Here is a 24,751-nt window from a genome sequence, read left to right as displayed (position 1 = left end):
GTCACCCCGGAGAGTTCGGGAAAGTCCCTCGCGGGAACGTCAGTTGCCGAACGCCGCGTCGAACGAGGCCGACGGGGGCTCGAAGTCGTACGCCTTGAGGTGGGTCAGGGCCTCGGGTGCGCCCTGGAGCCGGTCCATGCCGGCGTCCTCCCACTCGACGGAGATGGGGCCCTGGTAGTCGATGGAGCGGAGCATGCGGAAGACGTCCTCCCAGGGGACGTCGCCGTGGCCGGCCGACACGAAGTCCCAGCCGCGGCGCGGGTCGCCCCAGGGCAGGTGGGAGCCGAGGCGGCCGTTGCGTCCGTCGAGCCGCTTGCGGGCCTCTTTGCAGTCGACGTGGTAGATGCGGTCGCGGAAGTCCCACAGGAAGCCGACCGGGTCGAGGTCCTGCCACACGAAGTGAGAGGGGTCGAAGTTCAGACCGAAGGCCGGCCGGTGGTCAACTGCCTCCAGTGCGCGGTGAGTTGTCCAGTAGTCGTAGGCGATCTCGCTCGGGTGGACCTCGTGCGCGAACCGCACGCCCTGCGCGTCGAAGACGTCGAGGATCGGGTTCCAACGCTCGGCGAAGTCCTCGTAGCCGCGGTCGATCATCGCCTCGGAGGCGGGCGGGAACATGGCGACCAGGTGCCAGATGGCGGAGCCGGTGAAGCCGATGACGGTGTCGACGCCGAAGGCGGCCGCGGCGCGTGCGGTGTCGGCGATCTCGGCGGCGGCCCGCCGCCGTACGCCCTCCGCGTCGCCGTCGCCCCAGATCCGGTCGGGCAGGATCGCCCGGTGGCGCTCGTCGATGATGGCGTCGCAGACCGCCTGGCCCACCAAGTGGTTGGAGATCGCCCAGCACTTGAGGCCGTACTTGTCGAGGAGCGCGTGCCGGGAGTCGATGTACGAGGGGTCCCTGAGCGCCTTGTCGACCTCGAAGTGGTCTCCCCAGCAGGCGAGTTCGAGGCCGTCGTAGCCGAAGTCGCGGGCCAGGGCGCAGACCTCTTCGAGGGGGAGGTCGGCCCACTGGCCGGTGAAGAGCGTGAAGGTGCGGGGCATGTCCGGGGCTCCTCGGGATCAGAGGGCGATCGGGGTGTAGACGGAGTTCTTCTCGGCGCTCTCCTCGACGGCCGCGAGGACGCGCTGCACCTGGAGGCCGTCCGCGAAGGAGGGGCGCGGCTGGCGGCCCTCGGCGATCGCGAGGACGAGGTCGCGGGCCTGGTGGACGAAGGTGTGCTCGTAGCCGAGACCGTGGCCGGGCGGCCACCAGGCGTCCAGGTAGGGGTGGTCGGGTTCGGTGACGAGGATGCGGCGGAAGCCGGCGTGGGCACCGGGCTCCGTACCGTCGTGGTAGGAGAGTTCGTTGAGGCGCTCCAGGTCGAAGGCCAACGAGCCGCGCTCGCCGTTGAGTTCGATGTGCAGGGCGTTCTTGCGGCCGGTCGCGTAGCGGGTGGCCTCGAAGGAGGCGAGGGCGCCCGAGGCGAAGCGGCCGGTGAACAGGGCGGCGTCGTCGACGGTGACCTGTCCGGTGCCGGCGGACGCGACGGCGCTGAGCCCGCCGGTCGCCGCGCCGGGCAGCGGGCGCTGTCGTACGAAGGTCTCGGTGAGCGCCGACACCCCGCTCAGCGGCTCGCCCGCCAGGTATTGGGCGAGGTCGACGATGTGCGCGCCCAGGTCGCCGAGGGAGCCCGAGCCGGCCAACTCCTTGCGCAGCCGCCAGGTCAGCGGGAACTCCGGGTCCACCAGCCAGTCCTGAAGGTACGTCACCCGCACGTGCCGCAGGGTGCCGAGCCGGCCGTCCGCCACCATGCCACGGGCCAGCGCCGTGGCGGGCACCCGGCGGTAGTTGAAGCCGACCATCGCCAACTGGCCGCGTTCCAAGGCCTGTTCGGCGGCGGCCGTCATGGCTTCCGCCTCTTCGACGGTGTTGGCGAGGGGCTTCTCGCACAGGACGTGCTTGCCGGCGGCGAGCGCCGCGACGGCGATCTCGGCGTGGCTGTCGCCGGGGGTGCAGATATCGACGAGGTCGACGTCGTCCCGTTCGATCAGGGCCCGCCAGTCGGTCTCGGCCGCCGCCCAGCCGTGCCTGTTCGCTGCCGCTCGGACGGCACCGGGGTCTCGGCCGCAGATCGCGGCGAGCACCGGGCGCCGGGGCAGGTCGAAGACGCGGCCCACTGTGCGCCAGCCCTGGGAGTGGGCGGCGCCCATGAACGCGTATCCGACCATGCCGACGCCCAGTGCCGGCTTGTCGGCGTCTGCCTGCGGCTGTGCCATGCGGAAGTCCTCCTCGTGGTGGGGGGGGTGATCCAGTGGGTCGGCTGCGGGTGCGTTGTGGCTGGTCGCGCCCACGCGGCGGAGCCGCATATAGACACAGCCCCGCGCCCCTGAAGGGCGCGGCAGAACCGCACGCCTGAGAACTCGCCCCAGCCTCCGGCCCGGTCCCTCTACTTGAAGCCGGTCGGCATGTACTGGTCGACGTTGTCCTTGTCGACGACGGCCGAGTAGAGCGTCAGCGAGGCCGGGATCTCGAACTCGGCGAGGCCGCCGACGCCCTTGCCCTGGCCGAGGGCGCGGGCGAGGTCGATCGCGGAGGCGGCCATGGTCGGCGGGTAGAGGACGGTCGCCTTCAGGACACCGTTGTCCTGCTTGATGGCCTGGAAGGCGGAGAGCGCGCCCGCCCCGCCGACCATCAGGAAGTCCTCGCGCCCGGCCTGTTCGATGGCCCGCAGCGCGCCCACACCCTGGTCGTCGTCGTGGTTCCACAGTGCGTCGAACTTCGGCTGGGCCTGGAGAAGTTGGGCCATCTTGGCCTGTCCGGTCTCCACGGTGAACTCGGCGGCCTGGCGTGCCACCTTCTTGATGTTGGGGTAGTTCTTCAGCGCGTCGTCGAAGCCCTGGGTGCGCTGCTTGGTCAACTCCAGGTTGTCGAGACCGGCGAGTTCGATGACCTTGGCGTCGTCGACGTCCTTGAGCTGCTCGCCGATGTAGTGACCGGCGTTGAGGCCCATGCCGTAGTTGTCGCCGCCTATCCAACAGCGGTACGCCTGCGGGGTGTTGAAGATCCGGTCCAGGTTGACGACCGGGATTCCGGCCCGCATCGCCTTCAGGCCGACCTGGGTGAGCGCCTTGCCGTCGGCGGGCAGTACCACCAGCACGTCGACCTTTTTGTTGATCAGCGTCTCGATCTGGCCGATCTGCGCGGCGGTGTCGTTGGAGCCCTCGGTGATCTCCAGCGTCACGTCCGAATACTTCTTGGCACGGCTCTTGGCGTTGTCGTTGATCGCGTTGAGCCAGCCGTGGTCGGCCTGCGGTCCGGCGAAGCCGATGGTGACGGCCTTGCCGGGGGTGTCGGCGGCGGCCGGCTGGTCGTTCGCCGCGGGCTCGTCGCTGGACTCGTTGCTGGTGCAACCGGCGAGGAGTACGCCGGCCCCCACGGCGGCGGTCCCGAAGAGCAGCCCTCGGCGGCTCGTGAAAGGCGTCGGCTCTGGCATGGCGGTGAACCCTTCCCTCAGGTCGTGCTTGCGGTACGGCGCTGGACGAGCACGGCGGCGACGATGATCGCGCCCTTGGCGATCTGCTGGACGTCGCTCTGCAGGTTGTTCAGGGCGAAGATATTGGTGATCGTGGTGAAGATCAGGACGCCCAGGACCGAGCCGACGATGGTGCCGCGACCCCCGCTGAGCAGGGTGCCGCCGATGATCGCGGCGGCGATCGCGTCCAGCTCGTACAGGTTGCCGTTGGTGTTCTGGCCCGAGCCGGACAGGATGATCAGCAGGAAGGCGGCTATCCCGCAGCACAGTCCGGAGAGCAGGTACAGATAGAGGCGCTGGCGGCGTACGTCGATGCCGGCCAGGCGGGCCGCCTCCGCGTTGCCTCCGACGGCGACCGTGCGGCGCCCGAAGGTGGTGCGGTTCAGGATCAGCCAACCGATGATCGTCACTACCGCGAAGACCATGACCAGGGGCGGTACGCCGAGGACGTACGCGTCGCGCTCGCCGAGGTCGAGGACGCTGTTGATCGTGACGATCTGCGTCTTGCCGTCGGTGATCTGGAGGGCGAGTCCGCGGGCCGAGGCGAGCATGGCGAGCGTCGCGATGAAGGGGACCATCCCGCCGTACGCGATGAGCAGTCCGTTGACCAGGCCGCAGCCCACTCCGACGAGTACCGCGGTGAAGAGGATGCCGGCGAAGCCGTACTCCTGGGTGGCGACGGTGGTCGCCCATACCGAGGCGAGGGCGACGATCGCGCCGACGGACAGGTCGATGCCGCCCGACATGATGACGAAGGTCATGCCGACCGTGACGACGCCGATCACCGAGGCCTGGGTGAGGACGAGTTGGAGGTTGCGGGTGTCGAGGAACTCGTCGGGTTTGGTGATGCCGCCGATCACGATCAGTGCGGCGAGCACGCCGAGGAGCGAGAGGGTGCGGACGTCGGCGCGGGCCACGAGGACGCGCCAGGTGGGGGGTTGGCTCACCGATGCCACCTTGTCGGTGCCGTTCCGGGGCGGGGACGCGTGCTGCGTCATGACGCCGGGCTCCCTTCGCCGGCCCCGGCCGAACCGGCCGCTGGGCTTCCACTGGCCACAGGGCTTCCTTCCATGACGAGGTCGAGTACGCGGTGTTCGTCGAGTTCGGGGGCGGGTGCCGTGTGGACGACGCGGCCCTCGCGCAGCACCAGGACGCGGTCGGCGAGGCCGAGCACCTCGGGGACCTCGCTGGAGACCAGCAGTACGGCGAGGCCCTCGTCGGCGAGCCTGCGGACCACCGCGTAGAGCTCGGCGCGGGCGCCGACGTCGACGCCGCGGGTCGGCTCGTCGAGCAGCAGGACCCGGCAGCCGCGCAGCAGCCAGCGGGCCAGTACGGCTTTCTGCTGGTTGCCGCCGGAGAGGGTACGGATCGGCGCGGAGGGGTTGTCGGGGCGCAGCGACAGCTCGCGGGTCGCGGCCCGGGCCGCGCCCGTTTCCGCGCCCCTGTCGATCCAACCCCCGTGTGCGAAGCGGGACATGGAGGAGACCGACACGTTGCGGGTGACGGACTCCAGCATCAGCAGGGCCTGCGCCTTGCGTTCCTCGGGGGCGAGGCCGAGCCCGGCGCGGACGGCGGCACGGACACTGCCGCCTCTCAACTGCCGTCCGTCGACAAGGACTTGACCGGCGGTGGGCCTGCGGGCTCCGTAGATCGTCTCCAGGATCTCGGAGCGTCCGGATCCGACGAGCCCGGCAAGCCCGACGATCTCGCCCGGGCGGACCTCCAGGTCGAAGGGCTCGAACTCGCCCTCCCGGGCCAGCCCTCGCACCTCAAGCACCGGCGTTCCGCCCGCCCTCGACGTGGGCCGCTCGGGGAAGACGTACTCGACGTTCCGCCCCGTCATCAGCGCGACGACCTCGCGGGTCGGCGTCGACTTCGCCGGGAGTCCGCCCGCCACCGCCCGCCCGTCCTTGAGCACGGTCACCCGGTCGCCGATGCGGCGGATCTCCTCCAGCCGGTGGGAGATGTAGACGACGGCGACGCCGTCGGCGGTCAGATCCCCCACGATCCGGAAGAGGTTGTCGACCTCGTCGGGGTCGAGCGCGGCGGACGGCTCGTCCATCACGATGAGCCGCACGTCGTGGGAGAGCGCCCGCGCCATGGACACGATCTGCTGCTGCGCCGCCGACAACTCCCCCACCAGGCGCGCCGGGTCGATCTCTGGATGCCCAAGTCGCTTCAACAGCTTGGCTGTTGACACTCGCGCCGCCTTACCCCGTACGACGAAGCCGACGGCCGTGGGTTCATGGCCGAGGTGGACGTTCTCGGCGACCGACAGGCCCTCCACCAGGTCGAGTTCCTGGTAGATGGTGGCGATGCCGAGGCGCATGGCGGCGATGGGCGAGCGGAGGGTGACCGGCTCGCCGCGCCAGTCGATCGTGCCGTCGTCGGGCTGGTGGGCGCCGGCCAGGACCTTGATGAGGGTGGACTTCCCGGCCCCGTTCTGGCCGAGCAGACAGTGCACTTCACCCGCTTGGACGTCGAGGTCGACGCCGTCGAGGGCCCGGACTCCGGGGAACGACTTGGTGATGCCGGACATGGTGAGCAGCGGTGGTTCGGGTGCCATGACGGTTCCCCTTGGCAGGCGTGCGGGCCGGTTTCAGGGCAGGGCAGAGCAGGGCGCTGTGCGGAGGAGGTGAGTAAGCGGCTCTGAAGGTGTCGTCGCGCGAGGTGTTGCTGTGCGAGGTGTTGCTGTGCGAGGTGTCGTTACGCGGGTGAGAACAGGTGGTCGCTGATGAGCCGGGCCGCGCCGGTGACGCCGGCGTTCTGGCCCAACTCGCCCAGGACGATGGGCAGGTTGCCGGTGGCGAGCGGCAGGGACTGGCGGTAGACCTGGGTGCGGATCGCGGCGAGCAGGGTGTGGCCGAGGCCGGTCACCCCGCCGCCGATCACCACCAGGCCGGGGTTGAAGAAGGAGACGAGTCCGGCGATGACCTGGCCGACACGGTCGCCGCCCTCGCGGATCAGGTCGAGAGAGGTGGCGTCGCCCGCGGCGGCCGCGGCGGCGACGTCGACGGCGCTGAGCGTGCCGTTCGCCTCCAGCCGGGTCGCGAGTTCCACCGAGAGACCCTGTCGGGCCGCGTCCAGCGCGTCGCGGGCGAGGGCCGCGCCGCTGAAGTGGGCTTCCAGGCAGCCCCGGTTGCCGCAGGCGCACGGGCGTCCGTCGGGTACGGCCTGGATGTGCCCGATGTCGCCCGCGCTGCCCGTCGTACCGCGGTAGACCTCACCGCCGACGACGATGCCGCAGCCGATACCGGTGCCGATCTTGACACAGAGGAAGTCGCCCACGGAGCGGGCGACGCCCGCGTGCTGCTCCCCCATCGCCATCAGGTTCACGTCGTTGTCGACCATGACCGGGCACCCGAGTTCCTGGCTGAGCGCCTCCCTGACCGGGAAGCCGTCCCAGCCCGGCATGATCGGGGGTGCGACCGGGACGCCCTCGGGGAAGCGGACCGGACCCGGGACGCCGATGCCGGCGCCGTCGAATCCCTCCGCGAGCCCGCCGGCTCTCAACTTCGCCGCCATGGACAGGACTTGCTCGAAGACCGCGACCGGGCCCTCGCGTACGTCCATGGGCTGGTTGAGGTGCCCCAATACCTCCAGCTCCGGGTTGGTGACGGCGACGTCGATCGAGGTCGCGCCGATGTCGACGCCGAGGAAGCGCAGGCCGGGCGCGAGCCGGATGTTGTGGGAGCGTCGGCCGCCGCGCGAGGCGGCGAGTCCGTCGGCCACGACGAGGCCCGTGTCCAGGAGCCGGTCCACCTCCACGGCCAGCTTGGAGCGGGAGAGGTCGATCTGATCGCCCAGCTGCGCCCGGGAGTTGGGACCCCCGTCGCGCAACAGCCTGAGCAGCCGGGCCTGGTGGGCGTTCGCGGGTCGTGCCGTCATACGTCTCACGAGCCCCTCCCCGCCTCAATCGGCCACCGGTTGCCGGTCTTTCGAGGGGAACGTAGCAGCGGGCGCCGAACCTGGGAAGAAGCTGTGCGCGAATTGCCGCGAACTTTCTCCACTCTCAGGACAAAGAAGGAACCCGACGCTCAGGAGGTCACCCGCTCGTGGTACGACCGCCGCGTGTGCTCGGTGTGCTCGCGCATCAGCCGCGTGGCCAGCGTCTCGTCCCGGTCCGCGATCGCCGCGATCAGACCGCGGTGTTCGATCCAGGACTGCTCTCCGCGCTGCCGGGCTATCGGGGTGTAGTACCAGCGCACCCGCCGGTCGACCTGCGCCGCGAGCTCGGCGAGCACGGCGTTGCCCGCGAGCTCCATGACCGTCGCGTGGAAGCGGGCGTTCATGGCGACGGCCCGGTCCACGTCGTCGGCGGCGACGGCCCGCTCCCCCTCCCCGCACAGCTCCTCCAGCGCGGCGATGCCGGCGCTGCCCGCGTTGGCGGCGGCGAGCCGGGCCGCCTCGGCCTCCAACAGCGTGCGTACGGTGAGGAGTTGGTCGGCCTCCGCCACGGTCGGCTCGTGCACGAACGCGCCCTGGGCGGGCCGCAGATCGACCCAGCCCTCGGTGTTGAGCCGCTGCAGCGCTTCGCGCACCGGCTGGCGCGACACACCGAGATGGCCGGCGAGTTCGCTCTCGACCAGGTGCTGGCCGGGCTGCAGCGCGCGCGTGGTGATGAGTTCGAGCAGCGCCTCGTAGACGCGGTCGCGCAGCGGGCCCGGGCGTTCCAGCCTGGGCACCGCCCCCTGCGGCAGTCCCGTCGACAACATCGCGGTCACCCTCCTCGGCAGGGCCGTGCACAGCAGCCGTAGAGCCAGTATCAATTGTCTTTCGTCTACAGTCTACGGCGCAACAGGGCCAGGGGGACGGGGAGTTGACCTCGTCACACCCACACCGCGTCGCAGCTCACGGGCACCGGACGACCTGACCCGCGTAGGAGAGGTTTCCGCCGAAGCCGAACAGCAGGACCGGGTCCCCGGTGGAGATCTCGCCCTGTTCGACGAGCTTGGAGAAGGCGAGCGGGATGCTGGCGGCGGAGGTGTTGCCGGATTCGGATACGTCCCGGGCCACGACCGCGTTCACCGCGCCGATCTTCTCGGCGAGGGGCTCGATGATGCGCAGGTTGGCCTGGTGGAGCACGACCGCGGCGAGGTCCGCGGGCGCGAGCCCGGCCTTCTCGCACGCCTTGCGGGCGATGGGCGGAAGCTGCGTGGTGGCCCAGCGGTAGACGCTCTGCCCTTCCTGCGCGAAGCGCGCGGGCTGGCCCTCGATGCGCACCGCGTTCCCCATCTCGGGCACCGAACCCCACAGCACGGGCGAGATCCCGGGCTCGTCCGAGGCCTCCACCACGGCGGCTCCGGCCCCGTCGCCGACGAGGACACAGGTGGTGCGGTCGGTCCAGTCCGCCACGTCGGACATCTTGTCGGCTCCGATGACCAGGGCCCGTACCGCCGCACCCGCCCGCACCGCGTGGTCGGCCGTGGCCAGCGCGTGGGTGAATCCGGCGCACACCACGTTGACGTCCATGGCGGCGGGCGAGGGGATGCCGAGCCTGGCCGCGACCCGCGCGGCCATGTTCGGTGAGCGGTCGACGGCGGTGGACGTGGCGACCAGCACCAGGTCGATGTCGCCAGGGCTCAGGCCGGCCGCCGCGAGCGCCTTGGCGGCGGCGTGCGCGGCGAGCTCGTCGACCGGCTCGTCGGGCCCTGCGATGTGGCGCGTCCGGATGCCCACCCGGGAGGTGATCCACTCGTCGCTGGTGTCGACCATGCCCGCCAGGTCCTCGTTGGTGAGTACCTTGGCGGGCTGGTAGTGGCCGACGGCGGCGATGCGCGAGCCGTTCATGGGTGGTCCCCTCGGTGCCTTGGGTAGCGGGATCCACCAGTCTCATCAGTGACTCGCGAGTACGACGGCAAGTGATGCCACAGGATTCGGCCGTCCGGGTTGTCGGCTTCTATCAGGAGCTCGGACGCCCGAACAGTCACTCCGTGAACACGCGAGCAGTCACCCTGTGAACAGCTGTGTCGCCTTCCGTACGAGCTCGTACAGCCCGTACGCGAGCGGCACCCCCACCCACAGCCAGGCGAAGGCGATCAACGGGCGCCGGTCAGGCGGACTCTGACTGCTGTCGTTCGACATCGACGGTCTCCTCCCTGGGGGCGGGGATGTGGTGGCGGGCGTCCACGGGCCGTACGAGTTCGTTGGCGACGAAGCCGACGACGAGGAGCCCGATCATGATGACGAAGGACATGACGTACAGGGAAGAGCCGTGCTTGCCGGCCTCCTCCTGCCGGTCGGCGATCCAGTTCACGATCAGCGGTCCGAGGACGCCGGCCGTGGACCAGGCGGTGAGCAGCCGCCCGTGGATCGCGCCGACCTGGTAGGTCCCGAAGAGGTCCTTCAGGTAGGCCGGGATCGTCGCGAAGCCGCCGCCGTAGAAGGACAGGATCACCAGCGCGCACAGGATGAACAGGGGTTTCGACGTGTCACCGAACATCGCGAGCGAGGCGTACATCAGTGCGCCGACGCCCAGGTAGACGCGGTAGATGTTCTTGCGGCCGATCAGGTCGGAGGTCGACGACCAGCCGATACGGCCCGCCATGTTGGCCGCGGAGAGCAGGGCGACGAATCCCGCCGCCGCCGTCACCGAGACGGTCGCGGAGGTCTCCGCGAAGAAGTCCGTGATCATCGGAGCGGCCTTCTCCAGGATGCCGATGCCGGCGGTCACGTTCATGCAGAGCACGACCCACAGGCACCAGAACTGCGGGGTCCGCACGGCGTTCCGCGCGGACACCTGCACGCCCTCGAAGGCGCTCGGCGCGCTCGCGACCGGCTTCTCGCTCCTCGGCACCCGCACCAGCAGCACACCGAGCGACATGAATACCGCATACGACAACCCGTGCACGAGGAAGGCGAGCGCGATCCCGGAGCTGTCGGAGCCGAACGACTCCAGCATCTGCGCCGACCACGGCGAGGCGATCAGCGCGCCGCCGCCGAAGCCCATGATCGCGATGCCGGTGGCCATGCCGGGCCTGTCCGGGAACCACTTGATCAGCGTCGACACGGGCGAGATGTAGCCGATGCCGAGTCCGATGCCGCCGACGAAGCCGTAGCCGAGGACGATCAGCCAGTACTGCTCGGTCGCGGCACCGAGCGCCGAGATCAGGAAGCCGGACGAGAAGCAGATCAGCGACACGGTCATCGCCCAGCGCGGACCGTTGCGCTCGACGAGGGTGCCACCGAACGCGGCGGACAGACCGAGCATGACGATCGCGAGCTGGAAGGGCAGCGCGCTCTGCGTGCCGCTGAGCCCGAGCGAGGCTTCAAGCGGCGGCTTGAACACGGACCAGGCGTAGGCCTGACCGATGGAGAGGTGGACCGAGAGAGCGGCCGGGGGCACGAGCCAGCGGCTCCACCCCGGGGGTGCGACAGGGGGACTCATGATCCCGAACGGTAGGAAGAACCGGGGCAGTTGAGAAGGCGGCGCGTCGACCGTATGCGATGAACGGTATGTGGGACGCGACGAACGGTCGTAATGGCCGATGCCTCCATGTCCTGCCGGCGCCTTGCCGAATCGACCCCACACTGTAGACAATATTTCGTCGACAGCATTTCGTGGAGAGCTGGCTGCAACCTCACTCTCCGCGTACAGGACAATGAAATCGTTAAGGTCACCAGCACGTACAGAACCGGGGCTGATCAGGACATGGGACGAGTCACGGAACGACGCAAGGTGCTCCGCATCCGGGACGGGGCCATCTCCACCCGCCCCGACACACTCGTCGCCGAGGAACCCCTGGAAATCCGCCTCAACGGCAAACCACTCGCCATCACCATGCGCACACCCGGCGACGACTTCGCACTCGCCGCCGGGTTCCTGGTCAGCGAGGGCGTGCTCGCCCAGCAGCAGGACCTGCAGAACATCGTGTACTGCGCGGGCGCCACCGCCGACGGCTCCAACACCTACAACATCGTCGACGTGAAAACGACGCCCGGGATCGTGATCCCCGACATCACCCTGGAGCGCAACGTCTACACCACCTCCTCCTGCGGCCTGTGCGGCAAAGCAAGCCTCGACGCCGTCCGCACCACCACCCACTGGCCCATCTCCGACACTCCCCCGGTCCACATCAACCCCGAACTCCTCGCCGACCTCCCCGACCGGCTACGCGCAGCACAACGGGTCTTCGACCGGACCGGAGGCCTCCACGCCGCCGCCCTCTTCACCGAAGACGGGGAGTTGCTCGACATACGCGAGGACGTCGGCCGCCACAACGCCGTCGACAAACTCGTCGGCCGCGCACTCCAAAACGGCAACCTGCCCCTCTCCCGCGCCATCCTCCTCGTCTCCGGCCGCGCCTCCTTCGAGCTGGCACAGAAAGCAGTCATGGCAGGCATCCCCGTCCTCGCAGCGGTATCGGCCCCCTCCTCGCTCGCGGTCGACCTCGCCACCGAAACCGGACTCACCCTCATCGGCTTCCTACGAGGCACCTCCATGAACGTGTACGCGGGACAAGACCGCATCGCCCTGCAGGCCACAGCCACACAGGGCTGACCTTCAATACCCATCCGCCGTACGACGGTTGGTCCCGGCATTCGCGGTAAAACCACGTCACCTCCACAACTCCCTGACCCCCCATCAGGTGTAGTCAGCGGTCCCGGCACACCCCGTTGGCACGTGGCTCGTTGCTCCAAACGAGTTCAACGGTAGGAGGCAGTCACTTGGATGCCGGGACCACGCTGCTCGGCTCGTTACTCGCGTGTGCGGGCGTGCTGGGTGCGGCAGCCGTGGCGTACTTGGGCAAGCGCGGGGAGAACGCGTTGAGCGGCTACTCCAGTCTGACCGAGAAGCTCCAGGCCGAACGCGATCGCTTGGAGCGCCAGGTCGCCGAACGCGACACGCGTATCACCGAGTTGTCCACGCTGCACGCGGCCGACCAGTCGGAGATCGCCCGGCTGCGACTCGACATCCACCGGATGGGAGGTGCGTCGTGAGGTCACGTTTCGAGCGGCTGCTGGCACCCCGCTGGCGCAGCGTCTTCCTCGTCTGCGTGCTGGTCGCGCTCGCCGGTGTCGCCGTGATCCTGTGGGCGCGCATCGACGCCGGTGACCGCCGGGCGGAGCAGATGCGTGCCGAGGCCGACCGGCGGGGCAAAGCGCTGTCCACGCTCGCCGAGGACGTACGCGATCTGCGTGCCCAGGTCGAGGCGAGCGGTGGCACCCCTGCCGCCCCCGACCCCTCCGACGCGATCGACGACCTGTTCGACCGGATCCGGGTACCCGCCGCGCTGCCCGGCGAACGAGGCGAGAAGGGTGAGCGCGGGGCCACGGGCACGGGTGGCGCTCCGGGCGAGGAGGGCGCCCCCGGTCAGAGCGGCGGACCCGGGCCCTCGGGACCACCGGGCCCGGAAGGGCCGCAAGGGCCCGAGGGCTCCCCCGGACCGTCCGGGCCCTCCGGTCCCCCCGGCGACACCGGTCCCCCGGGTGTCGACGGCGCCACCGGCCCCGCCGGCTTCAACGGCAGTCAGGGCTACCAGGGCGCGGCAGGCCCGAAGGGCGACAAGGGTGAGAAAGGAGACAAGGGGGATCCCGGCGCCCAAGGCGATCCCGGGCCCGCCTGTCCCGACGGTTACACCCTCCAGGCGCCCGCCTACGATGCCGACGCCCTCGTGTGCCGCAAAGCGGGCGGTGCCGCCCCGGCGCCGAATCCGGGCCCCGCGGCCGTACTTCCGGTCCTGCCCCCGCCTCTGCGGCGACGCCCGCCCGTTCGCCGGACGTGATCCATAGCAGCACCCGTAGAAGTCCCTGTCCGGGTATGGGCGTTGAGCCGGTGACCGTCACCCGCTAACGTCCCCGGCGTGCCCGACGACCTACGTGCACGGCAGCGGACGGGAACCGGGCTCGGACTCCTGCTGGTCCTGGTTCTCGGGGCCGTGCTGCTCACCGCCCTTCCCGGGGACGGCGACCGGGACGGCGACGGTGCCTGTGCGGCCCGTACGGTGAAGTCCTGGGCGGTCGACGGCGAACTCACCGGTGAGTTCGCCCGCTACGGCGACGACGCGACCCGTATCGACGACTGGACCGGCGGTGACGGCACCCACTCGGTGCGGCTGCCGGACGGGCGGGTGCTGTGGCTGTTCTCGGACACCTTCCTGGGCCAGGTGCACGGCCCGCCCAACCCGGTCGGCGAGTCCTACGCCTGGCGCGACACGACGGCACCCATGGTGCGCAACTCGGCCGTGGTCATGGACGGGGGACGCCTGCAGACCACGCTGCCCTCCCCTCTCTTCCCCGACCCGGCCCCGAACCAGTGGCGTTGGCCGGTCGCGGCCCGTGTCGAGCCCCGCTCCCCCGGTTCGTCCGAGCAGGTCGTACGAGTGCTGCTGTGGACGCGTGCGACGGGCGCGTACCCGTGGATCTACGGCGTGCCCACCGCCACCGAGGTCGCCACGCTCACCCTGCCCGACCTGCGCGTCGAGTCCGTCGTCAAGGTCAACGACCAGAGCCTCGTCCAGGATCCCTCCCGGCGGGTCGTGTTCGGGACGACGCTGGTCGAGGAGGGCGGCTGGACGTACGTCTTCGGCGGGGACGACGGTCAGGCGGTCTCCCGGGCGACGTCGTCGGCGTATGTCGCGCGGGTGCCGGAGGGCCGGCTCGGGGAGCCGGCCGCCTGGCAGTACTGGAACGGGTCCGCGTGGGCCGCCGGTGCCAGGCCGCGGGCGGTGCTCGGGGACGAGCGGCGGGTGGGGGTGGGCAGCGCCTTCTCGGTGGTGCGGGACGGGGGGACGTATGTGCTGTTCACCATGGCGGCCGGGGTGAAGGGGCTGGCCGCGGTGACCTCCTACTGGGCCTGCTCGCCCTCCGGTCCCTGGCACGGGCCGACCAGGGACCTCTCCCCGCCACTGCCGCAGGGGCAGGTCGCCGCGTACAACCCGCAGGCGCATCCCGCGCTGAGCGGTGATGGACGGCTGGTGCTGAGCTACGACGTCAACTGGCTGGACACGGCGGGGGTTTCGGCGAACGTCAGCCGGAACGTGTCCCTGTACCGACCGCGGTTCGTGAATCTGCGGCTGGCGTCGCCGAGTTGAGCGCCTCGTGCGCGTCGAGTGGGTCGTTTGCCCGGCGTTTGGCGATCACCGCGCACACCATGAGCTGCATCTGGTGGAAGAGCATCAGCGGCAGCACCGCGAGCGAGGCGTGGGCGCCGAACAGGACGCTGGCCATGGGGAGTCCGGAGGCGAGGGACTTCTTCGAGCCGGCGAACTGGATGGCGATGCGGTCCTCGCGGTTGAAGCGGAGCGCCTTGCCGCCGTACCAGGTGACGGCGAGCATCACGGCGAGCAGTACGGCCTCGACGACGAGGAGGCCGCCCAGCCGGAGCGGGCTCACCTGGTGCCAGATGCCCTGCACCATGCCCTCGCTGAACGCCGTGTAGACGACCAGGAGGATCGAGCCGCGGTCGACGTACCCGAGGACCTTCTTGTGGCGGGCGATGAAGCCGCCGATCCAGCGGCGCAGCAGCTGTCCGGCGACGAACGGCACGAGGAGCTGCAGCACGATCTTGACGAGCGAGTCGGCGGAGAAGCCGCCTCCGGTGGAGCCGAGCAGCGCGGCCGCGAGCAGGGGGGTGAGGACGATGCCGGCCAGGGACGAGAAGGAGCCGGCGCAGATCGCGGCGGGCACGTTGCCGCGGGCGATCGAGGTGAAGGCGATCGACGACTGGATGGTCGACGGGACGAGCGTGAGGAAGAGCAGGCCCTGGTAGAGGGGGTCCGTCAGGAACACCGGAACGAGGCCTCGGGCGGCCATGCCCAGAAGCGGGAAGACCAGGAAGGTGCAGGCCAGGACGGTGACATGGAGGCGCCAGTGCTTGAGGCCGTCCACCGCTTCACGCGTCGACAGCCGGGCGCCGTAGAGGAAGAAGAGGAAGGCGATCGCCGCGGTGGAGGCGCCGGAGGCGACGTCGGCCGCTGTCCCGCTCGCCGGGAACAGGGCCGCGAGGCCCACCGTCCCGAGCAGCAGCAGGATGTAGGGGTCGACCGGCATCCAGCTCGGCCATTGCAGGCGTTTCACGGTGCTCCACTGTTCCGGTCGGGGGTGCGCTGTTGTGTGCGCCGGTCTGTGCGGTTCGGGGCCGGGAGCTCCCCGCTCCATCGTCCTCCTCCGGAGCGTGATCGGGAATCCGTCATACCGCTCTGACTGTCATCACGTTCCGCGATAACGAGGTAGCGTGGCAGTGTGTACGACCCCTCGCATCTGCGTACGTTCCTGGCGGTGTCCCAGACGTTGAGCTTCACGCAGGCCGCCCGGCGGCTCGGGCTGCGCCAGTCGACCGTGAGCCAGCATGTGCGGCGGCTTGAGGACGTGACCGGGCGGCAGCTGTTCACCCGGGACACGCACTCCGTGGAGCTGACGGAGGACGGTGAGGCGATGCTGGGCTTCGCCCGCCGGATCCTGGCGGTGCAGGAGCAGGCGACGGCGTTCTTCACGGGCACGCGGGTGCGCGGGCGGCTGCGCTTCGGCGCGTCGGAGGACTTCGTGCTGACCCGGCTGCCGGAGATCCTGGAGCGCTTCCGCTACGACCATCCCGAGGTCGACCTGGAGTTGACCGTCGAGCTGTCGGGAACGTTGCACGAGCAACTCGCCGCCGGGAAACTGGACTTGGTCCTGGCCAAGCGGCGCCCCGAGGATCCGCGCGGCGAACTCGTGTGGCACGACGAGCTGGTGTGGATCGGAGCGGAGCGGCTCCGCCTGGACCCCGACCGTCCGGTGCCGCTCATCGTCTTCCCACCACCGGGGATCACGCGTGCGCTCGCCCTGGAAGCACTGGAGCGGCAGGGACGGGCATGGCGGATCGCCTGCACCAGCGGCAGCCTCAACGGGCTGATCGCGGCGGCGAGGGCGGGGCTGGGAGTGATGGCGCACTCACACGGCCTGGTACCGCCCGGGCTGGTCCGCATGCCGGAGCGGGCAGGCCTGCCGCAACTGGGCGAGGTCGACTTCGTGCTGGTCCACGGGCGCCGGCGGGCGTCCGCACAGGGCGCGGCCGACGCGCTGGCGGCGGCGATCCTGGCGGGCGGGGACCGGCTGCACCGGCGTTAGCGCGTGACCATCGGATAGGTCAACTGCTTGACCCGGCGCAGGAACGGCGTCGTCTCCACGTACTGGACGCCCTCCAACTGGCCCAAGGGTCCGCTCAAGTAGGCGTACAGGTCCGCCGTGCTCCTGGCGAGCGCGGTCGCGACCATGTTGGAGGGGCCTGCCGCCGCGGAGACGTGGGCGATCTCGGGGTGGGCGGCCAGGGCTTCGCCGACCGAGTTGAGGGCGGCGGGGGCGGCGGTGATCCACAGGACGGCGGCGACGGGGTAGCCGAAGATCTCCGGCCGGTACTCGACGTCGATGTAGAGGGCGCCGGAGGCCAGCAGTGCGGTCAGGCGGCGCTTTACCGCGGACTCGGAGCGGCCGGTGGCGCGCTGCAGTTCGGGGTAGGTGGCGCGGCCGTCCCGTTGCAGCACGGCGAGCAGCGGCTCGTCCTCCGGGTCGATCCGGGCCGGTCCCGGCGCGGGCGGCGCCTCGGGGCTCAGGGCGGCGATCTGGTCGGCCGTGAGCAGGGCGAGCTTGCGGACCCAGCCGTTGACACCGCCGTAGAACCGGTGGAGGAGTTGGTGCGCGCGGATCTCCACCACGTTCGGGGTGCGTGGCAGTTTGCCGAGCAACAGGTCGTCGTAGTCTCCCGGGCTGCGCGGCCGGGTCAGGCACTGGACCTCGGTGCCTCCGGAGGCGAGGCCGACCCAGTACGTGTCGGGGCGCTTCGCGAGCGCTTCGGCGATGGCCAGGGAGCTGTCGGGCGCGCAGCGCACGCGCAGCATCCACTGGTCCTGGCCGAGGCGATGGCCGTCACACATCGCGACGACCCGCAGCCCGCCCTCGGCGCACAGCCGGCGGTAGCGGCGCGCGATCGTCTGGTCGGAGACGCCGAGCACCGCCCCGATACGGCTGAAGGAGGCCCGGCCGTCGACCTCCAGGGCCGACACGAGTCGCAGGTCGAGCTCGTCGAACGTGTCGGATTCCATCTCCATCGGGCCCGCTCCCATCGGATTTCGGCGCTTGGCCGCCGAATACCACTGTGATCGGCCGCGCGCTGCCCATCGTACGGAGACAACGGGGTCAACGGAGACAACGGAGACACCCGAACTCACAGGGAAGTCGAGGACATTCATGCGTACATGGGGGCCGCTCACAGCGGTGTGTCTGGGCACGTTCATGTTGCTGCTGGACGTGACGATCGCGATCGTCGCGCTGCCGGACATGGCGCGGGGACTGCACGCCTCGCTGAGCGATCTGCAGTGGGTGATGGACGGGTACGCGCTGGCGCTGGCCGCGCTGCTGCTCGGGGTGGGGGCGGCGGCCGACGTGTTGGGGCGGCGGCGGGTGCATGTGGTGGGCATCGTGCTGTTCGCGTTGGCGTCGGCGCTGTGCGGGCTCGCGTCGGGGCCGGGGATGCTGGTCGCCGCACGCGGCTTGCAGGGCGTGGGCGCGGCGGCGATGTTCGCGACCACCCTGCCGCTGCTGGGCTCGGTCTACCAGGGACGGCAGCGGTCGGTGGCACTCGGGGTGTGGGGCGCGATCAGCGGGGCGGCGGCCGCGGTCGGGCCGGTGCTTGGCGGGGTGCTCACCGACGGGCCCGGCTGGCGGTGGATCTTCTACGTCAACGTCCCGGTGAGCGTCGTCGCGGTGTGGCTGACCCTGCGGGTGGTACCGGAGTCGCGTGGCCCGCGTGAACGCCGTATCGACTGGGCGGGCACGGTGACGTTCGCGGGCTTCGCCGGGGCGATCACGTACGGGGCGGTGCGGGCCGGGGCGCACGGGTGGGGCGAGACCGGCACGCTGGTCTGCTTCACGGCGGCGGTCGTGGCGCTGGGGTGCTTCGTCGTGGTGGAGCGGCGGAGTTCCGATCCGCTGCTCGACCCGAAGCTGTTCCGCAAGCCTGCGTTCCTGGCCGTCACGGCGGGTGCGCTCGCCTTCAACGCGGCGGCGTTCGGGGTGATGGCGTACACGTCGATCTGGCTGCAGACGGTGCTCGGGATGAGCCCGGTGGAGGGCGGTGTCGTCTTCCTGTGGCTGTCGGTCGCCGCGTTCGTGGTCGCCGCGGCCGGCGGACGGCTGCTGCACGGGGTGCCGGCGCGGATCACGATCGGGGGCGGGCTGCTGCTGATCGGCTCGGGGCAGTTCTGTCTGGCGGTCCTCGACGCGGGCTCGACCGGCGCCACCCTGGTGCCGGGTCTGGTGCTGGTCGGTGTGGGTACGGGCCTGGTGTCGCCCGGTATCGCGGGTGCCGCGCTGGCGGCGGTGGAGCCGGAGCGGGCCGGGATGGCGGGCGGGGCGGTCAACACCTTCCGGCAGTTGGGCTATGCGCTCGGGATCGCCGTGTTCGGCACGGTGCTGACGTCCCGTATGGAAGGCACGCTGCCGCACGACGCGGCCCACACCCTGGCCGGCGGCGGGGCGGCGGCCCTGCGCGGCACCTTCTCCGAGCACACCCTGCGGGCCGCGTTCGCCTCGGGGCTCAACACGGCGGCAGTGACGGCGGGTTTGGTGGCCGTGGTCGGGGGCACACTCGTCCTCGCGCTGGTCAAGGCGGTACGCCCGACGGAGCCGGGTGTGACGGAAACGGCCGCCCGGACGCTGACAGTAGAGACAACAGCGTCACGGGAATGAGGCCTGCGGCGGTGGCGCTCACCCGTGATCGCGTCGTACAGATTCGGTGGAGATTACGGTGGCGAAACTTACGCAGCCGTAAGGCTTTCTGTCCGACCCTTCCCCATGTAAGCGCTTTTTCCTCCGCCGACCAGTGCGAATTGTGAGCAGTGCTCGGTTTCGCACCCCCTCCCGCCCGACCTTCCAGTGGGGTAGCTTTCACGGCGCTGTACGCGGAGCGTCACCAGGAGCGGGGAGCGGGGTTTGCGCGAGTTCACCAACCCTCCGTTGGCGTTGGCACCGCCGGTGGGCGGTCTGGCCGATGTCGTCTTCCAGCATGCCCACGAGGACCCCCTGTACATCGCGCTCGGCCGCAAGGACGAGGCGGGTGAGTGGCGGGATGTGACCGCCGCCGAGTTCCGGGACGAGGTGCTGGCCCTCGCCAAGGGTCTGCTGGCCCGGGGAATCCGCTTCGGGGACCGGGTCGCCATCATGTCCCGGACCCGCTATGAGTGGACGCTCTTCGACTTCGCGCTGTGGACGATCGGCGCCCAGGTGGTGCCGATCTACCCCACCTCCTCGGCCGAGCAGTGCTTCTGGATGCTGCACGACGCACAGGTGTCGGCGGCGATGGTGGAGCACGAGGACCACGCGATGACGATCGCCACCGTCATCGACCGCCTCCCCCAGCTCCACGAACTGTGGCAGCTCGACACGGGCGCGGTGCAGGAGCTGTACGAGGCGGGCGCGCACCTCGACGACGAGGTCGTGCACCGGCACCGGCGCGCGGTCACCCCGGAGTCGGTCGCCACGATCATCTACACCTCGGGCACCACAGGCCGCCCGAAGGGCTGTGTCATCACGCACGCCAACTTCATGTACGAGGCGGACACGGTCATCGAGCGCTGGGAGCCGGTGTTCCACTCCAAGAAGGGCGACGAGGCGGCGACCCTGCTGTTCCTGCCGCTCGCGCACGTCTTCGGGCGGATGGTGCAGGTCGCCGCGATCCGCGGCAGGGTGCGCTTCGGCCACCAGCCGCAGCTGCACGCGGCGGCCCTGCTGCCCGACCTGGCCGCGTTCAAGCCGACGTTCTTCCTCGCGGTGCCGTACATCTTCGAGAAGGTCTTCAACTCGGCCCGCCGCAAGGCGGAGCGTGAGGGCAAGGCCGGGCCCTTCGAGAAGGCCGTCGACATCGCGGTGAAGTACGCGGACGCGATGGAGGCGAAGGCCTGGGGCCTCGGCCCCGGCCCGTCGGCCGGCCTGCGCATGCAGCACCAGCTCTTCGAGAAGCTCGTCTACTCCAAGGTGCGGGCCGCGATGGGCGGCCGCGTCCGGCACGCCATGTCGGGCGGCTCGGCGATGGACCGGCGGCTCGGCCTGTTCTTCGCGGGCGCGGGCGTGCACATCTACGAGGGTTACGGCCTCACCGAGTCCACGGCGGCCGCGACCGCCAACCCGCCCGAGCGCACCCGCTACGGCACCGTCGGCCTGCCCATCCCGGGCATGACCGTGCACATCGCGGACGACGGCGAGATCTGGCTGCACGGCCCCAACGTCTTCCAGGCCTACCTCAACAACCAGAAGGCCACCGACGCGACACTGCACGACGGCTGGCTGGCCACCGGCGACCTCGGCTCCCTCGACGAGGACGGCTACCTCACCATCACCGGCCGCAAGAAGGAGATCCTGGTTACCTCGGGCGGCAAGAGCGTCTCGCCCGGCGTGCTCGAAGAGCGGGTGCGGGACCATCCGCTGATCTCCCAGTGCATCGCCGTCGGCAACGACCGCCCGTACATCGCGGCCCTCGTCACCCTCGACCAGGAGGCCGTCGAGCACTGGCTCCAGATGCGCGGCAAGCCGCAGCTGACCGCGGCCGAGCTGGTGCGCGACGCGGACCTGGAGACGGAGGTGCGGCGCGCGGTCGTGGCCGCCAACACCCTTGTCTCACAAGCCGAATCGATCCGTACGTTCCGGATCCTGGCCCAGCCGTTCACCGAGGAGCACGGCCTGCTGACCCCGTCGCTGAAGCTGAAGCGCAAGGCGATCGAGAACGCGTACGCGGGCGAGGTCGAGGCGCTCTACCGGGCCTAGGCCTGCTGGGCCTAGCACACGACAACCGGTTTCCGGTCGATTCTGCCGTCAGGAATGCATCGCGGCTGGTGATCGTTGACGATGGGGAGTACCACCCGACGACTGAAGGATCGAGAGCTCGTGAGTAGCAAGGTCCCCCCGATCATCCTCAACAACGGCGTCGAGATGCCCCAGCTGGGCTTCGGCGTGTGGCAGGTGCCGGACGACGAGGCCGAGAGGGCCGTCGCCAGCGCGCTGGAGGCCGGGTACCGCAGCATCGACACAGCGGCGATCTACGGCAACGAAGAGGGCACCGGCAAGGCGGTCGCCGCATCCGGCGTCCCCCGCAAGGACCTCTTCATCACCACCAAGCTCTGGAACAGCGACCAGGGGTACGACTCCACCCTGCGCGCTTTCGACGCGTCCATGGAGAAGCTCGGTCTGGAGTATCTGGACCTGTATCTGATCCACTGGCCGAGGCCGGCCACGGGCAACTTCGTCGACACGTACAAGGCGTTCGAGAAGCTCCACGCCGACGGCCGGATCCGTGCCATCGGTGTCTCCAACTTCTACCCGGAGCACCTGGAGCGGCTGATCGCGGAGACGTCGGTCATCCCGGCGGTCAACCAGATCGAGCTGCACCCGCACCTCCAGCAGCACGCGGCCCGCGAGTACCACGCGGAGCAGGGCATCGCCACCGAGGCCTGGTCGCCGCTCGGCTCCGGCAAGGGCCTCCTGGAGGTCCCGGCGATCGTGGCCATCGCCCAGAAGCACGGCCGCACCCCGGCCCAGGTCGTACTGCGCTGGCACCTCCAGCTCGGCAACGTCGTGATCCCGAAGTCCGTGACGCCGTCGCGGATCAAGGAGAACATCGAGGTCTTCGACTTCAGCCTGGACGTCGAGGACCTCGCGGCGATCAGCGCGCTGAACGAGGACCGGCGGCTCGGTCCCGACCCGGCGACGTTCGAGATGGGCTGACGGGTTACCTGGCGTGGTCGTCCGGCCGGGCGACCACGTCTGCCGGGGCGACCACGTCTGCCGTCCGCTGCGGAATGACCGGCGCGCAGGCGTTGCCCACCCAGGCGTCCACACAGCGGTCGAAGGCACAGTCCGCGAAGTAGTTCGAGTGGCCCATCGGGGCCTGGTAGCAGGTGTCGCCGTCCTGCTTCCCGAAGAACTCGGGGTCGAGCAACAGCTCGTCGACGACGGCGAGTTGCGAGTGCGGCGGTTGTACGTCTACTTCGTCCAGGGCCCAGCCGCCGATCGGGTCGCTGAGGCGGTACAGGTTGTGCCAGCGGACCGTCGGCTTCTTTTCGCTCCCGTCCACGAGGATCTCCCCGAGCCGGTCCAGCGCGCGTGCGTTGAAGTACGCCGGGAAGAACCGCAGATACAGCCGCGTCACCGGATTCCCGTACGTGAGGAAATTGGTCCGCTCGCTCGCCGTCGTCCTGGCCTGCATCAGGACCGCGGTGCCGATGACTGAGCCCTGCGAGTGGCAGGACAGGATGACGTGGCCTCGGTCCACGGGCAGCGTCGGGGACGCTGAGCCGGTCAGGTACTCCAGGCGAACCAACAGGTCGGGGATGGTGCGCTCGGCATAGCACGGCGGGGCGAAGGGGTGCGTGGCGCGCGGCCAGAAGGTGCCGATGTCCCAGAGGATGCCGACCGTGCGACGGAAGGCCTCCTGCCGGTAGGCCTGGCGTCCCGCCCACAGCAGGGCCGCGACCAGGCCGGTGAGGACGAGGTTGGCGACAGTGGTCAGCCAGCCCGGTCCCTCCTCGACGAGCCGGGTACCGAAGACGAGGTGCAGGGTCACGCACAGCGCCGCGATCACCGCGGCCGCCACGAGCAGAGCGCCGAGCGCGCCGCGGGCGGCCCGGTCGATGCCCTGGGCCTGCGCCCAGGCGCCCGCGATGCGCCTGCTCCGCTCCTTCGGCGTGTCCGGACCGACCGCGCCCTGATGGTAGTGCCGCCCGACGAGTTCCTCGAAGTGACCGCGGGTCCGGCGGATCCCCCACCAGGCGACCACCACGACGACGAGCGCCACCGCGACGAACGCGAGTGCGCCCGTGGCCGCCCAGAAGTACTCGGTCGGTACCACCAGCGGCCGTTGGTCACCCGTCGCGCGCCCCGGCACGGTCGGCGCGCCCAGCATCTCGGCCACCCTGAGCGTCACTCCCGCCGCGAGGGCCGTCGCCAGCACGGTACCGAGCAGCGCGACACCAGCCGCCGCCACCCCGCCAAAGGCCGGGTGGGGCAAGGGAGCACGGGTGTCCAACTGCCGCAGAGCGGCCTTCCGTCCTACGAGGAGGGAGGCGGCCAGGAGCACCAGAAGTGCACCCTGTCCGATGAGCAGCCACCTCGTCAGCCCGACCTGCCAGGGCAGTTCGCCGGGGACGGGCGTGCCGTGGTCGTTCGCCGCTCCCCAGCAGGCCACCGCCGCCGCGCCCGCGACGAGCAGCGCGCCGCCCCACGGCAGCAACCAGTAGCCGTCGCGGTAACGGGGAAGCGGTTCGTCACTGGTCTTGGGGCGTTCGCGCTTCGCCACCCCGGGGAAACCCACGCACACCACGACCGCCACGAGCACCAGAAGCAGGACGATCAGCAGCGCATCGCGCACGTAGGCGGCCAGAGCGTCACCGCTCATCAGCTCGGTGACATCCCCGTCAGGCAGCAGTGGCACGAGCAGCAGCACCCCCACGAGTGCGAGGGCAGCCGTCACATGAAGGGCACGCAGCTCGCGCACCGAGCCTCGCCCGTTCCACAACTGCCGGTCCTCAAGAAGGGTCCGGACGTCTCCGCCACCCTCGACCTGCTCCACCTTCTGGGCCTCGAACCTCGACCAGGTCTTGTTGCCCAGCCACCACAGCAGACCGATCAGCGCGAGCGGGACGAGCGCCGCCACGGCGAGATGACGTCCCGTCGAGTCGAGCCAGCTGTAGTCCAGCCAGTTCAGCCAGATCACTCCGTCGCGGCAGGCGAACTCATCGTCCCGGCCACACTGCCAGCCCACCAGGTCCATCGACACCGAAGTCGCGGCCAGGACGTAGGTCCCCGTGAGGGAGAGTGCCAGCAGCCGCTGGATCGCGGTCCTGGAGCGCACGGTGTCGCTGTGGCCGTCCTTGTCGAGTTTGTGTCCCGGATCCATGTAGAACGCCATGTTCAGGAACATGAAGGGCAGCAGAAGCAGCCACAGCGCACGCGAGTTGTCCCCCGAGGTGAGCCTGCCCCACGCGTAGCCCTCGCGGCGGAACCCCGGCCGGTCATCCACCTTGTACCCGGATTGCCAGACCCGGCGGTAGAAACCCGCCAGCCCGTCCCCCGCCACCCGCTCCACCAAGGGATGCCCGAGCTCGGACTCCGGTGATGTGCCCGACACCCCGTGAACCCGCAACTCGGTCCAGCCGTCGGCGCTTCTGTTGACATAACGGCCACCCATGACCGCCCCCGTTCCCCCGAACGAAACAGCTCCAGGATGACGGAAGTTGGCGGAATTGCGCCTGCGCCGTCCGGCGTAATTCCGCGAGGGC

The 24,751-nt window shown here is 70.2% G+C and carries 21 protein-coding genes; 8 read left to right on the top strand and 13 right to left on the bottom strand.

Features of this window, described 5'->3' with window-relative positions:
- Positions 1-39: 39 nt before the first annotated feature.
- From AC5DRG_RS43040 to AC5DRG_RS42995, 10 genes are all read right to left on the bottom strand, one after another.
- Positions 40-1,038, bottom strand: a complete 999-nt coding sequence (locus AC5DRG_RS43040; protein WP_491805294.1) for a sugar phosphate isomerase/epimerase family protein — start codon at positions 1,036-1,038, stop codon at positions 40-42.
- Between the two features lie 18 nt (positions 1,039-1,056).
- Positions 1,057-2,253, bottom strand: coding sequence for a Gfo/Idh/MocA family protein (locus tag AC5DRG_RS43035; RefSeq protein WP_491805293.1), 1,197 nt, complete (start codon positions 2,251-2,253; stop codon positions 1,057-1,059).
- A gap of 170 nt (positions 2,254-2,423) precedes the next feature.
- Positions 2,424-3,470 (bottom strand): substrate-binding domain-containing protein, encoded by a 1,047-nt coding sequence (locus AC5DRG_RS43030; RefSeq protein WP_491805292.1) that lies wholly within the window; start codon positions 3,468-3,470, stop codon positions 2,424-2,426.
- Positions 3,471-3,487: 17 nt separating this feature from the next.
- Positions 3,488-4,507, bottom strand: coding sequence for an ABC transporter permease (locus AC5DRG_RS43025; protein WP_491805291.1), 1,020 nt, complete (start codon positions 4,505-4,507; stop codon positions 3,488-3,490).
- Complete coding sequence (locus AC5DRG_RS43020) at positions 4,504-6,075, bottom strand: sugar ABC transporter ATP-binding protein (RefSeq protein ID WP_491805290.1); 1,572 nt, start codon at positions 6,073-6,075, stop codon at positions 4,504-4,506. Before AC5DRG_RS43020 ends, AC5DRG_RS43025 begins: the two co-directional genes overlap by 4 nt.
- A 140-nt stretch (positions 6,076-6,215) precedes the next feature.
- Positions 6,216-7,397, bottom strand: coding sequence for an ROK family transcriptional regulator (locus tag AC5DRG_RS43015; protein ID WP_491805289.1), 1,182 nt, complete (start codon positions 7,395-7,397; stop codon positions 6,216-6,218).
- A 149-nt stretch (positions 7,398-7,546) separates the two neighbouring features.
- The gene (locus AC5DRG_RS43010; protein WP_491805288.1) at positions 7,547-8,224 is read right to left on the bottom strand and encodes a GntR family transcriptional regulator; all 678 of its coding nucleotides are present in this window, start codon (positions 8,222-8,224) and stop codon (positions 7,547-7,549) included.
- A 136-nt stretch (positions 8,225-8,360) separates the two neighbouring features.
- Positions 8,361-9,299, bottom strand: coding sequence for a beta-ketoacyl-ACP synthase III (locus AC5DRG_RS43005; protein ID WP_491805287.1), 939 nt, complete (start codon positions 9,297-9,299; stop codon positions 8,361-8,363).
- Between the two features lie 159 nt (positions 9,300-9,458).
- The gene (locus AC5DRG_RS43000; RefSeq protein WP_491805286.1) at positions 9,459-9,593 is read right to left on the bottom strand and encodes an MFS transporter small subunit; all 135 of its coding nucleotides are present in this window, start codon (positions 9,591-9,593) and stop codon (positions 9,459-9,461) included.
- Positions 9,562-10,896, bottom strand: a complete 1,335-nt coding sequence (locus AC5DRG_RS42995; RefSeq protein WP_491805285.1) for an OFA family MFS transporter — start codon at positions 10,894-10,896, stop codon at positions 9,562-9,564. Before AC5DRG_RS42995 ends, AC5DRG_RS43000 begins: the two co-directional genes overlap by 32 nt.
- 264 nt (positions 10,897-11,160) lie before the next feature.
- Here AC5DRG_RS42995 and fdhD point away from each other — a divergent pair, with 264 nt between their 5' ends.
- From fdhD to AC5DRG_RS42975, 4 genes are all read left to right on the top strand, one after another.
- Positions 11,161-12,009 carry a formate dehydrogenase accessory sulfurtransferase FdhD gene (gene fdhD / locus AC5DRG_RS42990; RefSeq protein WP_491805284.1) on the top strand — a complete coding sequence of 283 codons (849 nt, stop codon included), beginning with the start codon at positions 11,161-11,163 and terminating at the stop codon, positions 12,007-12,009.
- A 167-nt stretch (positions 12,010-12,176) separates the two neighbouring features.
- Positions 12,177-12,449: a hypothetical protein gene (locus AC5DRG_RS42985; protein ID WP_491805283.1), complete on the top strand. Its 273-nt coding sequence runs from the start codon at positions 12,177-12,179 to the stop codon at positions 12,447-12,449.
- Positions 12,446-13,234, top strand: coding sequence for a collagen-like triple helix repeat-containing protein (locus tag AC5DRG_RS42980; RefSeq protein ID WP_491805282.1), 789 nt, complete (start codon positions 12,446-12,448; stop codon positions 13,232-13,234). Before AC5DRG_RS42985 ends, AC5DRG_RS42980 begins: the two co-directional genes overlap by 4 nt.
- A 78-nt stretch (positions 13,235-13,312) precedes the next feature.
- Positions 13,313-14,542 carry a DUF5005 domain-containing protein gene (locus AC5DRG_RS42975; RefSeq protein WP_491805281.1) on the top strand — a complete coding sequence of 410 codons (1,230 nt, stop codon included), beginning with the start codon at positions 13,313-13,315 and terminating at the stop codon, positions 14,540-14,542.
- On the opposite strand, the gene AC5DRG_RS42970 is transcribed toward AC5DRG_RS42975, so the two are convergent.
- On the bottom strand, positions 14,478-15,500 hold the full coding sequence (locus AC5DRG_RS42970; RefSeq protein WP_491813313.1) for a bile acid:sodium symporter family protein: 1,023 nt from the start codon (positions 15,498-15,500) through the stop codon (positions 14,478-14,480). The genes AC5DRG_RS42975 and AC5DRG_RS42970 overlap by 65 nt on opposite strands.
- Before the next feature lie 192 nt (positions 15,501-15,692).
- Between AC5DRG_RS42970 and AC5DRG_RS42965 the strand changes: the two genes are divergently transcribed.
- Positions 15,693-16,556 carry a LysR substrate-binding domain-containing protein gene (locus tag AC5DRG_RS42965; protein ID WP_491805280.1) on the top strand — a complete coding sequence of 288 codons (864 nt, stop codon included), beginning with the start codon at positions 15,693-15,695 and terminating at the stop codon, positions 16,554-16,556.
- Here the strand turns inward: AC5DRG_RS42965 and AC5DRG_RS42960 are convergent.
- A complete protein-coding gene (locus AC5DRG_RS42960; protein ID WP_491805279.1) occupies positions 16,553-17,533 on the bottom strand; it encodes an Lrp/AsnC family transcriptional regulator in 981 nt (326 codons plus the stop codon). The genes AC5DRG_RS42965 and AC5DRG_RS42960 overlap by 4 nt on opposite strands.
- Between AC5DRG_RS42960 and AC5DRG_RS42955 the strand changes: the two genes are divergently transcribed.
- From AC5DRG_RS42955 to AC5DRG_RS42945, 3 genes are all read left to right on the top strand, one after another.
- Complete coding sequence (locus AC5DRG_RS42955; RefSeq protein ID WP_491813312.1) at positions 17,532-19,172, top strand: MFS transporter; 1,641 nt, start codon at positions 17,532-17,534, stop codon at positions 19,170-19,172. The two genes, AC5DRG_RS42960 and AC5DRG_RS42955, sit on opposite strands and share 2 nt — an antisense overlap.
- 243 nt (positions 19,173-19,415) lie before the next feature.
- Positions 19,416-21,242 (top strand): AMP-dependent synthetase/ligase, encoded by a 1,827-nt coding sequence (locus tag AC5DRG_RS42950; RefSeq protein WP_491805278.1) that lies wholly within the window; start codon positions 19,416-19,418, stop codon positions 21,240-21,242.
- 120 nt (positions 21,243-21,362) lie between these two features.
- On the top strand, positions 21,363-22,199 hold the full coding sequence (locus tag AC5DRG_RS42945; protein WP_491805277.1) for an aldo/keto reductase: 837 nt from the start codon (positions 21,363-21,365) through the stop codon (positions 22,197-22,199).
- 4 nt (positions 22,200-22,203) lie between these two features.
- Here the strand turns inward: AC5DRG_RS42945 and AC5DRG_RS42940 are convergent, their stop codons facing one another.
- A complete protein-coding gene (locus AC5DRG_RS42940) occupies positions 22,204-24,660 on the bottom strand; it encodes a hypothetical protein (protein WP_491805276.1) in 2,457 nt (818 codons plus the stop codon).
- Positions 24,661-24,751 lie beyond the last annotated feature (91 nt).

Source organism: Streptomyces sp. JLBG701 (assembly GCF_058544905.1).
The sequence above is the reverse complement of the archived record's forward strand: the minus strand, read 5'-3'. Positions and strand labels throughout refer to the sequence as shown.

What these genes read in the sequence shown, in the direction of transcription:
- AC5DRG_RS43040 (WP_491805294.1), bottom strand. Translation starts at nt 1,038, where the DNA reads ATGCCCCGCACCTTCACGCTCTTCACCGGCCAGTGGGCCGACCTCCCC.
- AC5DRG_RS43035 (WP_491805293.1), bottom strand. Translation starts at nt 2,253, where the DNA reads ATGGCACAGCCGCAGGCAGACGCCGACAAGCCGGCACTGGGCGTCGGC.
- AC5DRG_RS43030 (WP_491805292.1), bottom strand. Translation starts at nt 3,470, where the DNA reads ATGCCAGAGCCGACGCCTTTCACGAGCCGCCGAGGGCTGCTCTTCGGG.
- AC5DRG_RS43025 (WP_491805291.1), bottom strand. Translation starts at nt 4,507, where the DNA reads ATGACGCAGCACGCGTCCCCGCCCCGGAACGGCACCGACAAGGTGGCA.
- AC5DRG_RS43020 (WP_491805290.1), bottom strand. Translation starts at nt 6,075, where the DNA reads ATGGCACCCGAACCACCGCTGCTCACCATGTCCGGCATCACCAAGTCG.
- AC5DRG_RS43015 (WP_491805289.1), bottom strand. Translation starts at nt 7,397, where the DNA reads ATGACGGCACGACCCGCGAACGCCCACCAGGCCCGGCTGCTCAGGCTG.
- AC5DRG_RS43010 (WP_491805288.1), bottom strand. Translation starts at nt 8,224, where the DNA reads ATGTTGTCGACGGGACTGCCGCAGGGGGCGGTGCCCAGGCTGGAACGC.
- AC5DRG_RS43005 (WP_491805287.1), bottom strand. Translation starts at nt 9,299, where the DNA reads ATGAACGGCTCGCGCATCGCCGCCGTCGGCCACTACCAGCCCGCCAAG.
- AC5DRG_RS43000 (WP_491805286.1), bottom strand. Translation starts at nt 9,593, where the DNA reads ATGTCGAACGACAGCAGTCAGAGTCCGCCTGACCGGCGCCCGTTGATC.
- AC5DRG_RS42995 (WP_491805285.1), bottom strand. Translation starts at nt 10,896, where the DNA reads ATGAGTCCCCCTGTCGCACCCCCGGGGTGGAGCCGCTGGCTCGTGCCC.
- fdhD (WP_491805284.1), top strand. Translation starts at nt 11,161, where the DNA reads ATGGGACGAGTCACGGAACGACGCAAGGTGCTCCGCATCCGGGACGGG.
- AC5DRG_RS42970 (WP_491813313.1), bottom strand. Translation starts at nt 15,500, where the DNA reads ATGCCGGTCGACCCCTACATCCTGCTGCTGCTCGGGACGGTGGGCCTC.
- AC5DRG_RS42960 (WP_491805279.1), bottom strand. Translation starts at nt 17,533, where the DNA reads ATGGAGATGGAATCCGACACGTTCGACGAGCTCGACCTGCGACTCGTG.
- AC5DRG_RS42940 (WP_491805276.1), bottom strand. Translation starts at nt 24,660, where the DNA reads ATGGGTGGCCGTTATGTCAACAGAAGCGCCGACGGCTGGACCGAGTTG.